The sequence below is a fragment of the Phenylobacterium sp. genome (genome assembly GCF_037189685.1).
GTDB lineage: Bacteria > Pseudomonadota > Alphaproteobacteria > Caulobacterales > Caulobacteraceae > Phenylobacterium.
The window spans coordinates 102,469-116,144 of sequence record NZ_JBBCIT010000028.1 but is presented as its reverse complement, the minus strand read 5'-3'; the positions used below and the strand labels follow the sequence as shown (position 1 = coordinate 116,144).

At 71.5% G+C, this 13,676-nt stretch carries 11 protein-coding genes; 6 read left to right on the top strand and 5 right to left on the bottom strand.

The features are described from left to right. Positions 1–575 precede the first annotated feature (575 nt). From WG212_RS16270 to WG212_RS16260, 3 genes are all read right to left on the bottom strand, one after another. Positions 576–1,499: an SDR family NAD(P)-dependent oxidoreductase gene (locus WG212_RS16270; RefSeq protein ID WP_337188164.1), complete on the bottom strand. Its 924-nt coding sequence runs from the start codon at positions 1,497–1,499 to the stop codon at positions 576–578. Then, entirely contained in the window at positions 1,493–3,163 is a 1,671-nt protein-coding gene (locus WG212_RS16265; RefSeq protein ID WP_337188163.1) for an AMP-binding protein, read from the bottom strand. The genes WG212_RS16270 and WG212_RS16265 overlap by 7 nt, the downstream gene beginning before the upstream one ends. 69 nt (positions 3,164–3,232) lie before the next feature. After that, positions 3,233–3,721 carry a MarR family transcriptional regulator gene (locus WG212_RS16260; protein ID WP_337188162.1) on the bottom strand — a complete coding sequence of 163 codons (489 nt, stop codon included), beginning with the start codon at positions 3,719–3,721 and terminating at the stop codon, positions 3,233–3,235. A gap of 150 nt (positions 3,722–3,871) precedes the next feature. Between WG212_RS16260 and WG212_RS16255 the strand changes: the two genes are divergently transcribed. The 3 genes from WG212_RS16255 to WG212_RS16245 are packed head-to-tail and all read left to right on the top strand — an operon-like array spanning position 3,872 to position 7,524. After that, complete coding sequence (locus WG212_RS16255; RefSeq protein WP_337188161.1) at positions 3,872–5,005, top strand: FAD-dependent monooxygenase; 1,134 nt, start codon at positions 3,872–3,874, stop codon at positions 5,003–5,005. Positions 5,006–5,018: 13 nt separating this feature from the next. Continuing rightward, entirely contained in the window at positions 5,019–5,966 is a 948-nt protein-coding gene (locus tag WG212_RS16250) for an alpha/beta hydrolase (RefSeq protein WP_337188160.1), read from the top strand. Then, a complete protein-coding gene (locus WG212_RS16245; RefSeq protein ID WP_337188159.1) occupies positions 5,941–7,524 on the top strand; it encodes an AMP-binding protein in 1,584 nt (527 codons plus the stop codon). Before WG212_RS16250 ends, WG212_RS16245 begins: the two co-directional genes overlap by 26 nt. Positions 7,525–7,530: 6 nt before the next feature. Here the strand turns inward: WG212_RS16245 and WG212_RS16240 are convergent, their stop codons facing one another. Together WG212_RS16240 and WG212_RS16235 are read right to left on the bottom strand one after the other, a co-directional pair. Beyond that, positions 7,531–8,862, bottom strand: a complete 1,332-nt coding sequence (locus tag WG212_RS16240) for an MFS transporter (RefSeq protein ID WP_337188158.1) — start codon at positions 8,860–8,862, stop codon at positions 7,531–7,533. After that, the gene (locus WG212_RS16235; RefSeq protein ID WP_337188157.1) at positions 8,862–11,192 is read right to left on the bottom strand and encodes a molybdopterin-dependent oxidoreductase; all 2,331 of its coding nucleotides are present in this window, start codon (positions 11,190–11,192) and stop codon (positions 8,862–8,864) included. The genes WG212_RS16240 and WG212_RS16235 overlap by 1 nt, the downstream gene beginning before the upstream one ends. A gap of 68 nt (positions 11,193–11,260) precedes the next feature. Between WG212_RS16235 and WG212_RS16230 the strand changes: the two genes are divergently transcribed. The 3 genes from WG212_RS16230 to WG212_RS16220 are packed head-to-tail and all read left to right on the top strand — an operon-like array spanning position 11,261 to position 13,601. Then, positions 11,261–12,280 carry a hypothetical protein gene (locus WG212_RS16230; protein WP_337188156.1) on the top strand — a complete coding sequence of 340 codons (1,020 nt, stop codon included), beginning with the start codon at positions 11,261–11,263 and terminating at the stop codon, positions 12,278–12,280. Between the two features lie 32 nt (positions 12,281–12,312). Next, positions 12,313–12,723 carry an ester cyclase gene (locus WG212_RS16225; protein ID WP_337188155.1) on the top strand — a complete coding sequence of 137 codons (411 nt, stop codon included), beginning with the start codon at positions 12,313–12,315 and terminating at the stop codon, positions 12,721–12,723. After that, the gene (locus WG212_RS16220; RefSeq protein ID WP_337188154.1) at positions 12,720–13,601 is read left to right on the top strand and encodes an enoyl-CoA hydratase-related protein; all 882 of its coding nucleotides are present in this window, start codon (positions 12,720–12,722) and stop codon (positions 13,599–13,601) included. Before WG212_RS16225 ends, WG212_RS16220 begins: the two co-directional genes overlap by 4 nt. Positions 13,602–13,676 lie beyond the last annotated feature (75 nt).

Below are 13,676 nucleotides of genomic sequence, written 5' to 3'. Positions count from 1 at the left end.
ATTGAGCGCTCGCGTCTCCTCCTGAGCCGTTCGCCGCCGCGCCTTGACCTCGAGCCGGCCTCCCCAACGGAGGAAGCGAGCATCCGTCGTCCGACCCTGAAATTATTTTAAGCCTATAATATAACCCGAGCGCGGACAACCGTGTTTTTGGACGGGGGTTCAAGCGTACGAAAGCCAGGGCGCGCGCCGTCAAAGGGCGTCTACAAATCCGTTCAAGCCGAAGAGTCCGTTGCGTCACAACGGAATTGGCCGATCGCGCTCCGCGCCTTGACGGGGGGCGCTCGGTGGCGTCGAGGCGCGCCGTCGTGCGACGCGGGAAGGGGCCGCCGGCGCGCCGAAGATCCAAGGGCGCATTCCGGCGGGCGCCGGCCGGGCCCTGAATGACGCTTTCCCGCCGTCGGGGTGCGGTGGCCATTCATGCTTGGCGCGACTTCCGGGCCCTTGCAGCCAGGCGCTCGATTGCTTCGCAGGCTCGTCGATCGACACCGGCGGCGTTGTTCGTCCGCGCGGGGGTTCCCCTCGTTTGCAGGGGCGCCGAAGAGTCCGCGAGTCTCTGAAATTATTTCATATATGAATTAAGAGACTGTTTCCCTACATCGCGCTCCCCTCGCTTCAGGGGCCCGGCCTGCGCGTGGCCCGCCGCCCCGTTCGCACCTGACCGTCCGCCAGCCCTGCTCCTGTCCGACGGCGAGAATCTCGTTGCGCGACAGCATGCTGCTCGACGCCACGTGGACGCCGCTGGCGGGCTCCGCGGCGCCATCCTGGCGAATCTGCACCTCCCACGGCATCACCTCGGGGCCGTTGGCGGGGCGGGCCGGGTCGGCCTCTCCGATACCGGGATAGTGGCGCGTGGCGGCGGGCACGACTTCGATTCCGCAGCCGGATCCGTCTCGGGCGATGGCGACCCAGGCTCCGGTGACGACCGGGAACGGCATCACCTCGCCATCGATAATGCGGCCGAGGACGCGGGCGACGCGCTCGGGCTCGCGCGCCGAAGGGCCTTCGTCATCTGGATCACGGCGGCCTTGGAGGAGGAATAGGCCGTCGCGCTGGCGCCCGGCCGCAGGCCGGTGATCGAGGCGATATTGATGATCGAGCCGCCATGGCCGAGCGCGCGCATGCGACGGGCCGCGTGCCGGACGACGGAGAACACGCCCTGCACGTTGACGTCGTAGGTCCGCCGCCACTCGTCGTCCGGGCAGTCCAGGGCGCGGCTGGCCCCGGCCACGCCCGCATTGTTGACCACGATGTCGAGGTCGGGCAGGGCTCGAGACGAGCGCGGCCACGGCGGCTTCGTCGCCCACGTTGAGAGCCAGGGCGCGGGCGCTGCCGCCGCGGCCCCGGATCTCGGCGACGAGGGCCTCCAGCGCCTCGATCCGCCGGGCCGCCACGACGACCTCGGCGCCCTGGCCACCCAGCACCAGGGCGAAGCGCCGGCCCAGCCCCGACGACGCCCCGGTCACCAGCGCGGTCCGCCCGCTGAGATCGACCTTCAGCATGACCGCCGCCGCCTTTTCGCGTCGGCGCTTCGGGAGTCGGCGGGAGGCCCGCCGGCGGCCTCCGGCGGCGCCTCCCGGAGGGCGCGCCTCGAGACCTTTCCGGTCGCGGTGCGCGGGAGGGCGGCGACGAACCGCACCGACCGCGGGTACTTGTAGGGCGCCAGCGCGCGCTTCACGTGATCCTGCAGCGCCCGCGCCATGGCCGGGCCGGGTGTGGCTCCAGGCCCCAGGACCACATAGGCCGTCGCGATCTGGCCCCGCTCGGCGTCGGGCGTCCCGACGACCGCGCACTCGGTCACGTCCGGATGCGTCGCGATCGCCGCCTCGACCTCGGGTCCGGCGATATTGTAGCCGGACGAGATGATCATGTCGTCGGCTCGGGCGACGTACCAGTAGCGCCCCTCGGCGTCCCGGCGGAAGATGTCGCCGGTGACGTTCCAGCCGCGCTGGACATACTCCCGCTGGCGCGCGTCGGCGAGATAGCGGCAGCCGACGGGCCCGCGCACCGCCAGCCGGCCCTCGCCCGGCCCCGGGATCTCCCGACCGTCGTCGCCGAGGAGGGCGATCTCGAAGCCGGGGACGGGACGGCCGCAACAGCCCGGCTGCGCGTCCCGGGCGGTGGCGGACAGGAAGATGTGCATCATCTCGGTGGCGCCCAGGCCGTCGAGCAGCGGCAGGCCGGTCGCCTCCCGCCAGGCGTTCCAGGTCGCCGCCGACAGGTGCTCGCCCGCCGAGACGCAGGCCCGCAGGCTGGCGAGCTGGCCCGGCGCCGCGGCGGCCAGGAGCTGGCGATAGCCGGTCGGCGAGGTAAACAGGTGCGTGACTTGGTGCGCCGCGATCGCGTCGGCCAGGCGCGTCGCGCCGCCCGGTTCGGGCAGCACCACGGGCGCCCCGAAGAAGAGCGGGAAGACGAGCAGCCCGCCCAGGCCGAAGGTGAAGGCGATCGGCGGCGTCCCGCTGAAGACCGGCGCCTCGCCATCCGCCAGCACATGCGCGCCGTAGGTGTGGCACATCGAGAGGACGTCGCGATGGAAATGCGCGGCGGCCTTCGGCTCTCCCGTCGTGCCGGAGGTGAAGGCGATCAGGCAGACGTCGTCCTGGCTCGCGCGCCGGGCGCGGAAGCTTCCGGACTTTGTCGACGCCCGCCGCTCCAGTTCCGCGCCCGGCTCACCGAAGGCGACGAGGCGCAGGTCGGGGGCGCCCGCGACCAGCTCGTCAATGAGGTCCTGATGGCACAGGGCTAGGACCGGGCGGGACTTTCCCACGATCCCGGCGAGCTCGGCGCTCCGCAGCATGGGCATGGTGCTCACGGCCACGCCCCCGACCTTGATCACCCCCAGCCAGGCGGCGAAGAGCTCAGGCGTGTTGCCGCCGCGCAGCAGCACGCGCCCGCCCGCCTCGAGGCCGAAGTCCTCGACCAGGACACGGGCGATACGGTCCGTGGCGTCGATCAGGTCGGCGTAGGACCAGACTTGGTCGCCCGCCAGGATCGCGACCGCCGCCGGCCCTCGCTTCGCGACGGCGCGCTCCAGCAGGGCCTCGGCGCAGTTCATCTCGTCGGGATAGGCCAGCGCCGGCAGGCGGAAGACGAGCTCGGGCCAGAGCTCCACGGGCGGAAGGTGCGAACGCGTGAAAGTGTCGGTGTGACGCGACGGCCGAAGCATGACGCTGAACTCCCGGAAGCCCGGAAGTTATTTCATACTTAAACTAATTGCGTCAAGGGACAGGCAGGCTCAGGCGCCATGGCGCTTCAGGGAAGCGCGCACCTTGTCGAGCAGCGTGATGAGGACTTCCATCTCGGCGGAGGTCATGTCCGAGAACATCGAATCGATCAGGTCCTCATGCAGCGGCAGGACGCGCTGGAGATCGGCCTCGCCTGTAGGCGTGATCCGGGTCACATAGGTGCGGCGGTCGGTCTCGAGCGGCTCGCGGGCGACCAGCCCCTCCTCTTCCAGGCGGGTGATGATCCCTGTGACGTTGCCGTTGGAGACAAGGAGGCGGCGCGAAAGCTCTCCCATGGTGACGCCTTCGGGATTCCGCGAGAGGGCGGCCAGGGCGTCGAAGCGCGGAAGGGTCGTGTCCTGGTCGCGCATCAGCGCCTGGATGCGCTTTTCCACGAAGCGGGTGCTCGTCAGCAGGCGCAGCCAGAGCCGCAGCGCCTGCCGGCTTTTGCGGGACCGGTTCGCCGGCTTCTCCGAGACCGAATGGCCTGTGGTTCCCACGGGATTCTCCACCCTTCCGCCCGCCGGACAGGAGGCGCGCTGACCGCTCGACCATAGGGCGGATGCCTGTCGGAGCGCCAGCGCCGGCGCAAACCAGCTTGCCATATGGCGGAATATATTTTATACATAAAATAAATAGGCGGAGGTTCAATGGGCGGGCGCATACTGATCGTGGGCGGTGGAATCGCGGGGCTCACCTTGGCGGCGGCCCTTTCCGGCGGATCTCACGAGGTCGATCTGATCGAGCGGGCTCCGGGCTGGGCGCTGGTGGGCGCGGGAATCGGGATCGGCGTCAACGGCATGACCGCCATGGCGAGGCTCGGCCTCGCCGACGCGATCACCGCGCGAGGCCAGCCGTTGAGCGCCTGGGAGATCCTGACCCTGGCCGGGCGACGGCTCCACCGGTTCGACTTCGGGCCGATTGCGGCCCGCCACGGCGTGAATTCCGTCAGCATCCACAGGGCGCATCTGCACGAGGTCCTGCTGGCCGCGACGGGCGGCGCGCGCATCCGGATGGGAACCAGCCTTGCCGCGCTTGATCTGCTGGACGACGGGGTCCTGGCGCGGTTCACTGACGGGATGGAAGCCCGCTACGACCTGGTCGTGGGGGCCGACGGGATCCGCTCCCAGGTCCGCGACCTGATCTTCGGCCCGTGCGCCCTGACCTATTCCGGGCAGACCTCGTTCCGCTGCCTCGTGGAGCGGGCGCCGGGCCTGGAGGGCCTGGTCGAGATCTGGGGCGTCGACGGCCGGATCGGCGTCAGCAGCATCAACGACGCCGAGACCTACTGCTACGTCACGCTCCTGGCCGAGGAGGGGGAGGAGCTCTCGCCCGAAGGAAACCTGGACCTCTTCCGGCGGACGTTCGCCGAGTTCGGCGAGCCGTTCCGCCACGTCTACGATCGGGTGCTGCGCCCCGAGCAGCTCATCCGGACCGACATCCACGAGCTCATCGACCATCCCTGGACGCGGGGGCGGGTGGTCCTCATCGGCGACGCCGCGCACGCGATCACGCCGAACCTGGGGCAGGGCGGGGTGATGGCGATTCTCGACGCCGTGGCCCTGGCGGACAGGCTCGGGGCCGACCCGGACTGGGATGCGGCGCTCGAGGCGTTCGTGGCCGCGCGCCTGGGGCCGGTGCGGGCGACACAGGAACGGTCGCGGTTGTTCGGGCAACTCGCCCACATCGTCGGCGAACCGGACCTGGCGACCTTCCGCGACACCCTCGTCGGCACATACGGCTACGACCTCATGCGGCGGATCGTCATGGGCCAGTACGATTGAGGGACCCGGCGCAATGACCTCCGACGTCGACGAACATCTCGCCCGCCTGCGCGCCGCGCCGCAACCGCCCATGACCCTCAAGGCCCTGCCGGCGATCCGGCGGCGTTTCGCCGCGGCGCTGGCCGCCGGCTATCCGCCCCGGCCGCTGGCCGATGTGGCCGAAGCGCAGGCCAGTCCCGGGGCGAGCGGGCCGCGCGTCCGCACCTATACGCCCGGCGGCTCCGGCGGTTCGCCGGTCATCCTGTTCTTCCATGGGGGCGGCTTCGTCCTCGGATCGCTGGACAGCCATGACGGGCTCTGCCGCGACCTGGCCCTCAGGACGGGATGGCGCGTGGTCGCCGTGGACTATCGCCTCGCGCCGGAGGCGCCCCATCCCGCCGCCCTGGACGACGCGCTGGCGGCCTACGACGCGCTCCCCGCGCTGACCGACGGTTGCGGGCCGGTGGTCGTCATGGGCGACAGCGCGGGCGGCTGGCTGGCGGCGCAGGTGGCGTTGCGGCGGCCCGCGGCGCTCCAGGTGCTGCTGTATCCGGCCCTGGACCTCAGCTGCGGCGGCGCGAGCCACGCCGAGTTCGGGACGGGCTACGGGCTCGAGAGCCCGGCCATCGCGTTCTGCTACGACTGTTTCGCCCCCACGGGTCCCCGTGAGGACGGCGAACTCTCGCCCGCGCTCCGCACCGACCTGGGTCACGCGCCGCCGGCCCTGCTGCTGGTGGGCGGCCGCGATCCCCTGCGCGACGAAGCGATCGCCTATGCGGGCCGCCTCGCCGCCGCGGGCGTCGATGTCCAGCTTCGGGTGGTCGCGGGGATGATCCACGGCTTCATGACCGCGCCGCTCGTGTTCGCGCGTGCGGCGCCCGAACTCGAGCGCCTCGTCGACGACATGTCGCGCGCGCTCGCAGTCCCGCTTTTGACGCCCACGGTCGGAGTCCGAGATGCCACAGTCCCGCTCGGCTCCTGACGTTCACGGCGTCGGGAGTCTGGGCGACCTCATCCGCCTGGCGACCCTGCGGTTCGCGGACCGCGAGGCCGTGGTGTGCGGGGAGGACCGCTTCACCTACCGTGCGTTCGCCGAGGCGACTGGTCGGGTGGTCGCGGTCTTCAAGGCGGCCGGTCTGCGCCGTGGCGACGGCCTGGCGATGATCGCGGCGAACGGCCCGGAAGTGCTGTTCGTGATGGCGGCGGCCCACGCCATGGGCCTCCGCTACAGCGCCCTCCATCCCATGGGGTCGCTCGCGGACCATGCGTTCATCCTGGAGGACGCCGAGATCGCCGCCCTCGTGGTGGACGCCGAGGCCCATGCGCAGCGCGGCCGCGAGCTGAAGCACGGGGCCGGGGCTGCGTTGCGCTGCGTGTTCGCCATCGGCCCGGCCGACTTCGCGCCCGACCTCCACCGCGCGATGGCCGACGCTGGCCCTTCGCCGCTGGAGGTCGAGGCCTCGGAGGCCGACATCTGGTCGGTGATGTACACTGGCGGGACGACGGGCCGGCCGAAGGGCGTGGTGCACTCGCACAGGACCGCCGTCGTCGGGGCGCTGCTGCAGCTCGCGGAGTGGGAGTGGCCGGCCGAGTGTCGGTTCCTCGCGGCCACGCCCGTGTCGCACGTGGCGGCCGGCATGCTGCCGCCGACGCTGCTGCGGGGCGGCGCCTTCCACATGATGCGGGCCTTCGATCCCGAGGCGTTCCTCGCCGCGATCGAGCGCGAGGCGATCACGGCGACCTTCCTGGTGCCCACGATGCTCTACCGCCTGCTGGACCATCCGCGGCTTCGGGACTTCGACCTCTCCAGCCTCCAGATGGTGATCTACGGCGCCGCGCCGATGTCGCCGGCCCGGCTGCAGGCGGCGCTCGATGTGTTCGGGCCGGTCTTCTGCCAGCTCTACGCCCAGTCGGAGTGCCCGTGCTCCATCACCTATCTGCGCAAGGGCGACCATGCGCCGGCGCGCGCGCACAGGCTCGCTTCCTGCGGTCAGCCCGTCGCGGGCGTGAACCTGCGCCTGCTGGACCCGCAGGGCCGGTCCGTCGCGCCCGGGGACGTGGGGGAGATCTGCGTCCGCGGGCCCACCGTCATGCAGGGCTACTGGCGCCGCCCCGAGGAGACCGCGGAGGCCCTGCGGGAAGGCTGGCTGCACACCGGCGACCTGGCCCGGCAGGACGAGGACGGGTTCCTCTACATCGTGGACCGCGCCAAGGACATGGTCATCTCGGGCGGCTTCAACGTCTATCCCCGCGAGGTGGAGGATGCCCTGATGGCGCATGAGGCGGTGGCCGCCGCCGCCGTGATCGGCGTCCCCGACGCCGTGTGGGGCGAGGCGGTCCGCGCGCTCGTGGTCCTGCGGTCGGGCCACGAAGTCGACGCCGACGGCCTGCGGGCGTTCGTGCGCGAGCGCAAAGGACCGGTCGCCTGCCCCAAGGAGGTCGAGTTCGTGAGCGGCCTGCCCACCACCTCGGTCGGCAAGATCGACAAGAAAGCCATCCGCGCCCGGTTCTGGGCGGACGCCTCGCGCCAGGTGTCCTGACGCCGCTCACGTCCCGCCCTGAAGGGCCCTGATGCGGTTGCGGGCCGGCGCGGCGGCGATCGCCAGCAGCACGGACGCCAGCGCCAGGGAGACGCCCGCCGTCAGCGCGATCGAGCGCCCGACGCCGGTTGCGCCGCCGAACAGCCGCTCGGTGCCGAGCGCCGTGAGCGTCGGCGCGATCCCGAGCCCGATCAGGTTGGCGAGGGTCAGGTAGATCGCGCCGATCTGGCCGCGCATCCGGTTGGGGGTGAGCGACTGGACCGCCGCCGCCTGGAGGCCGCCGAACATGCTGCCGAACAGCATCGCGAACACGAAGGCGGCGCCGGCCAGGCGGGTCTCGGAGAGCAGGCCGAACCCGACCACGAACGGCGCCTGGAGCAGGATCGACCAAAGGGTCACGCGCAAGGGCGCATCCGTCCGCCCGCGTCGGACGGCGGCGTCGGACCAGGCGCCGCCGGCCAGGACGCCGACCGTGCCCGCGACCCCGAAGGCCACGGCGAAGAGCTGGCCGACCTGAAGCGGGGTCAGGCCGTGGACCCGCATGAAGTAGCTGGGACCCCAGACGTTGAGCGAATAGCTCGCCGTGACCACCGCCGTGAAGCCCAGGAAGAGCGGCGCGAACAGCCCCGCATTGCCGCGCAGGTAGGCGAAGACCTCGGCGAGGCTGGGGGCGTCCGCGTCCGCCCCCGGCTGGACTCGCCGCGGCGGTTCTCGCACGGTCAGGGCCACGAGGGCGGCGACGAGCAGGCCGGGGGCGCCCACCACGAGGAACGCCACCTGCCAGGGCCGCAGATGCGGCAGGCCCGGGACGGTGAGTTGCAAGGCCGTTGCCCACTGGACGACCATCCCGCCCAGGAGCATGGCCAGGCCGCCGCCGATCGTCAGGCCGCAGGTGTAGAGCGACATCGCCAGGCCCAGACGCCGTGGCGGGAAATAGTCGGGGATCAGGGAATAGGCGGCCGGGGTTAGGGTGGCCTCGCCGACGCCCACGGTCATGCGGGCCAGGAACAGGCGCGCGAAGCCGTTGGCCAGGCCGCAGGCGATCGTGGCGAGGCTCCAGAGGGCGATCCCGAACGCGATCAGGTTCCGGCGTCCCCGCGTGTCGACCCATCGCCCGAAGGGCAGGCCGAGCAGGGTGTAGAACATGGCGAAGGCGAAGCCCACGAGCAGGCTGACCTGCGTCTCGCTCAGCCCCAGGTCCTGCCGCACGGGATCGATGACCAGGCTGAGGATCATGCGGTCGATGAACGAGAACATGTACGCGACCATCAGCACGGCCACGACGTAGTAGGCATAGCCGGAGGCCTGGTCGGCCGATGGGTTGGGGTCGGGGGACATCAGGCCTCGGACTTCAGGATCGGTGGGAGGGTGAAGATGCGGACGGCGGGCGCCGGCGCGGCGGGCTCCACCTTGACCAGGCAACTGTGCGCCGCCGGTCCCTGCGAAAGGGACGAGCAGCCGATGTCGGCGGTCACCGCGTTGGGGTTGCCGTGCAGGTCCAATGGTTGGGGCGAGGCCGGATCGAGAGGATCGTACCAAGCGCCTGTCGAGAGCTCGACGACGCCCGGCGTCACCGCGTCGGTCAGGACGGCGCCGGCGAGACAGGCGCCGCGGGCGTTATGAACGCGCACGAGGGCTCCGTCGTTGATCCGGCGAGCGGCGGCGTCGCGGGGATGGATCCGCAGGGGCTCGCGGCCGGCGACCTTCGCCTGCCGGCTGGTCCGGCCGTGGTCGAACTGGCTGTGGAGCCGTGTCCGCGGCTGGTTCGAGATGAGGTGGAGGTCGTCCGGCGCCGCGCCTTCGGCCCCCAGGATCTCCCGCTTCGGGTACCAGGCGGGGTGGCCGCGGCAGTCGGCGTAGCCGAAGGCGGCGATGCGCTGGGAGGCGATCTCGATCCGGCCCGAGGGCGTGCCCAGCGGGGCGCCGTCGGGGTCGTCGCGGAAACGCTCCAGCCGGAAGCGGCGCGGCCTGATCTGGGGACCCAGATCGATCGGCCCGCCCGCGAAGAACTCGGCGAAGGGCGGCAGGGCGACGCCTTTCCCAGCCGCGCCGGCCCGGGTCTCCTCGTAGAGCCGCTCCACCCACGCAAGCTCCGACAGCCCCTCGGTGAATTCCGCCTCGAAGCCGAGGCGGCGGGCGAGACCGGCGAAGATGGCGAAATCGCTTCTCGCCTCTCCGAAGGGCGGGACCACGCGCGGCATCGGCGTGACGTGGTGGTCCAGCCCCGCCGCGGCGAAGTCGTCGCGCTCAAGGAAGGTCGTCGCCGGCAGGACCAGGTCGGCGTGCCTCGCCGTGGCCGTCCAGACCGAGTCGTGGACCACGACGGTGTCCGGCCGCGCCCACGCGGCGCGGAGCCGGTTCAGGTCCTGGTGATGGTGGAACGGGTTGCCTCCGGCCCAATAGACGAGCCGGATGTCGGGATAGGTCAGGGTCGCGCCGTCGTAGGCGCAGACGCCGCCCGGATTCAGGAGCATGTCGGCGATCCGCGCGACCGGGATGAAGTCCTCGACCGGATTGCGTCCCTGCGGCAGGGCGGCGACCCGGAAGTCGGGGATTCGCCGGCCCAGCGTCGAAGGCCCGTGGATGGCGCCAACGCCCAGGCCGATCCCGCGGCCGGGCAGGCCGATCTGGCCCAGCATCGCCGCCAGTGCGATGGCGGCCCAGTAGGGTTGCTCGCCGTGTTCCGCCCGTTGCAGCGACCAGCTCACGTTGATGAAGGTCCGCGCGTGGGCCATGCGGCGGGCCAGCGCCGCGATGGCGGCCGCAGGGACCCCGGTGAGGCCTGACGCCCAGGCCGCGTCCTTCGGCGTCCCGTCGGATGCGCCGGCGAGGTAGGCGGCGAAGGTCTCGAACCCCGAGCAGCACCGGTCCAGGAAGGCGCGGTCGTGAAGCCCTTCCGCCAGCAGCGTCTGGCAGAGGCCCAGCATGAGGGCCACGTCCGTCCCCGGCCGGATGGGGAGCCAATCCGGAGCCAGCCCGGGGGCGACGTCATCCTGCAAGGGACTGATGTTGACGATCCGCAGGCCTCGCTCCACTGCGGCCGCCATCTGCGCGGCGGACGTGTGCGCCGCCACGCCGCCGTTGTTGACCTGCATGTTCTTGGCCGCCATGCCGCCGAACGCGACGACCAGGTCCGCGTGGTCCGCGATCTCGGACCAGGGCGGGTTCTCGGCGAGGAGCGTCCGGAAGTCGGCGCCCAGCACGTGGGGGACGATCACTTCCGCCGCGGCGAACGAATAGGTGTTGCGCGACGAGGTATAGCCGCCGAACAGGTTGAGGAACCGGTGGAGCTGGCTCTGGGCGTGATGGAAGCGGCCCGCGCTGGCCCAGCCGTATGAGCCGCCGTAGATCGCCCGATTGCCCCCCTGCGCCTGCGCGCCTCGCAGCGCCTCCGCCACCAGCCGCTGGGCCTCGTCCCAGGAGACTTCGACGAACGGCTCCTGCCCCCGCCGGGCCCCGTCCCCGCGGCCTTCGAGGTAACCCTTCCGCACCGCGGGGCTGGCGATGCGCACCCCGGGGTCCTGTGCGTCGAGCAGCGAGCGGCCGATCGGGCTGGGGTCCGGATCGTGGGCCCAGGGCCTCACGGCCGCGACGCGGCCGCCCTCGGCTCGGACCTGATAGACGCCCCAGTGGCTCGCCGCCGATGTCCAGCCCCGCCGTGGCGGCATTCGCGTCCCCCTTTGCAAGTCAGGTATTTTATGTCTAAAATAATAGAATGGTCAACGCGGGAGCGGGCATGGGCGACGAAGGCATCGGGCGCGGGGCGCATCTGGTGGGCAGCCTGAATGTTCCTGACGCCGAGGCTGCCTTCCGGCTCGCCGCCGACGCCCTGGGCGAACGCTTGGCGCGCTTTCCTGACGGCGAGACCGGCGCGCGCCGCGAGTGGGTGGGCGCCCAGATGGCGGCGTTCCTCGGGCTCCCGGACCTGGAGCTGGTTCCGCCCGCCGCGGGCTCCTACCCGCCGACACCACAACTCCGCCTGGCGGCCGGGGCGCAGCCGGCCGACCTGGAGATCGGCGACCTCGGGATCGCCGACGCCGCCCTGGCGTCCTTCCGGGTCTTCCGCCGACTCCAGGCGGAAGGCGTGCTGCCTGGGCGCGCGCGCTTTCAGGTCGGCGTCCCCAGCCCGCTGGCGTTCCTCGCCACGCGCGTGGCGCCGGAGAGCCGTGGTGCGCTGGCCGGCCCCTATCTCCGGGCGCTGCGCGCGGAACTCGGCCGCATCTTCGAGGCCGTCCCGGCGGCCCTCCTCGCAATCCAGTGGGAGCTGCCCGTCGAGGTGGGAATGATCGAAGGCGTCTTCGATCCCGCCTTCGTCGGCGGGACGGCAGGGCTTCCGGCGCAGGTGGCTCGCCTCGTGGACCTGGTTCCCGAGCCGGCGGAGGTCGGCCTGCATTTCTGCTACGGCGACGCCGGCGGGCGGCCCTTCATCCGGCCGACAAGCCTGAGGGTGCAGGTCGACCTGCTCCGGGGCGCCCTGTCCGCCGCCGGCCGGAAGCTGACCTGGGCGCACCTGGCGGTCCCGGCCGGCTGCGCATCCCCGGCCTTCTTCGCGCCCCTCGCCGACCTCGCGGCGTTCGATGGGGAGCTCTTCCTGGGGCTGATCGACGCCGACGCCCCTGGGGGAGCCGAAGACGCCATCCGGCAGGCCCGGGCGTATCGCGCGGATTTCGGCGTCGCGACGTCCTGCGGCCTGGGCCGGCGCGGCGCGGGGACCCTGAGGGCCGTGCTGGAGGCCCATTGCGTTCACGCCGCCTGACGCGGCCGATCATCGACGAAGGAGGACATTGGATGAGCACCACGGACCTGGAACTGGGCAAGGCGCTCGCGCGTCGCGCGCTCGAATGCATGGAGACCGGAGACCTCTCCGAGATCGATGCGGTGCTGGCCGACGACTATATCCAGCACAATCACCTGGGTCCCGGGCGGGAGCCCGTAAAGGCCATGATCCGCAACCTGCGCCAGGGCATTCCGAACCTGCAGATGAGGGTCGAGAGCCTGGTGGCCGAGGGCGACATGGTGGCGGCGCGCTTCGTCATTGCGGGCAGGCACGAGGGCGTGCTGAACGGCGTCTCGCCGACCGGCCAGCCCCTGGAGATCCGGGGCATGGACATGTGGCGGGTCGAGGACGGGCGGCTGAAGGAGCACTGGGACGCGGTCGACCGCCTCGGCTTCATGCGCCAGCTCGGCCTGGTGAAGTGAGCGCCCCGCATGAAACCCTTGCCTACGATGTGGACGAGGGCGTGGCGACGATCACCCTGCGGCGGCCGGAGCGGCTGAACGCCTTCAATTCGCAGATGATGCTGGACCTCATCGACGCCTTCGACCGCGCGGACGCCGACGATGCCGTGCGCGCGGTCATCGTGACGGGCGACGGGCGGGCGTTCTGCGCCGGCGCGGACATCGCGGCCGGCGCCGACATCTTCGATTTCGATGGCGCCGGGGCCGGGGCGCCGGGCGACCAGAAGGTCGCGGGCGTCCAGCGCGACGGCGGTGGGCGGGTTGCGCTGCGCATCTTCGCCTGCCTCAAGCCGGTGATCGCCGCCGTGAACGGCCCGGCCGTCGGAGTCGGGGTCACGATGCAACTGCCGATGGACGTGCGCCTGGCCTCGTCCGACGCCCGTTTCGGCTTCGTCTTCACCCGCAGGGGGCTGACGCCGGAAGCCTGCTCCAGCTGGTTCCTGCCGCGCCTGGTCGGCCCGTCCCGGGCGCTGGAGTGGATATGCGCCGGCCGCATGGTGTCCGCCCAGGAGGCCCTCGAGGCCGGCCTGGTGCGTGCGATCCATGCGCCGGCCGACCTCATGCCCGCCGCGCGATCCCTGGCCCGTGAGATCGCGGAGAATGCCGCGCCCGTGGCGGTGGCGCTTTCGCGTCGCCTGGTTTGGAGCATGATGACGGCCGACCATCCCATGACGGCCCACGCGCTGGAAAGCCGGGCGCTGCACGCCCTCGGGGCGACCGAGGACTGCCGCGAAGGCGTGGCCGCCTTCAAGGCGCGTCGCTCTCCGGCCTTCAGCGGGCGCGTATCCCGCGATCTTCCGAATTTCCATCCTTGGGAAGGCGAGCGAAGGTTCCTTTGACACGCGAGTGGGCGACTTCGCTCAATCAGTTATTTTATACTTGAAATAATTTAGCCCCTGGGCCAAGAGCCCCGC

Bases quoted from the DNA above. Each gene is read 5' to 3' on its own strand.
- WG212_RS16235 (WP_337188157.1), bottom strand. From the start codon at position 11,192: ATGCCGCCACGGCGGGGCTGGACATCGGCGGCGAGCCACTGGGGCGTC.
- WG212_RS16225 (WP_337188155.1), top strand. From the start codon at position 12,313: ATGAGCACCACGGACCTGGAACTGGGCAAGGCGCTCGCGCGTCGCGCG.
- WG212_RS16240 (WP_337188158.1), bottom strand. From the start codon at position 8,862: ATGTCCCCCGACCCCAACCCATCGGCCGACCAGGCCTCCGGCTATGCC.
- WG212_RS16265 (WP_337188163.1), bottom strand. From the start codon at position 3,163: ATGCTTCGGCCGTCGCGTCACACCGACACTTTCACGCGTTCGCACCTT.
- WG212_RS16245 (WP_337188159.1), top strand. From the start codon at position 5,941: ATGCCACAGTCCCGCTCGGCTCCTGACGTTCACGGCGTCGGGAGTCTG.
- WG212_RS16230 (WP_337188156.1), top strand. From the start codon at position 11,261: ATGGGCGACGAAGGCATCGGGCGCGGGGCGCATCTGGTGGGCAGCCTG.
- WG212_RS16270 (WP_337188164.1), bottom strand. From the start codon at position 1,499: ATGCTGAAGGTCGATCTCAGCGGGCGGACCGCGCTGGTGACCGGGGCG.
- WG212_RS16255 (WP_337188161.1), top strand. From the start codon at position 3,872: ATGGGCGGGCGCATACTGATCGTGGGCGGTGGAATCGCGGGGCTCACC.
- WG212_RS16250 (WP_337188160.1), top strand. From the start codon at position 5,019: ATGACCTCCGACGTCGACGAACATCTCGCCCGCCTGCGCGCCGCGCCG.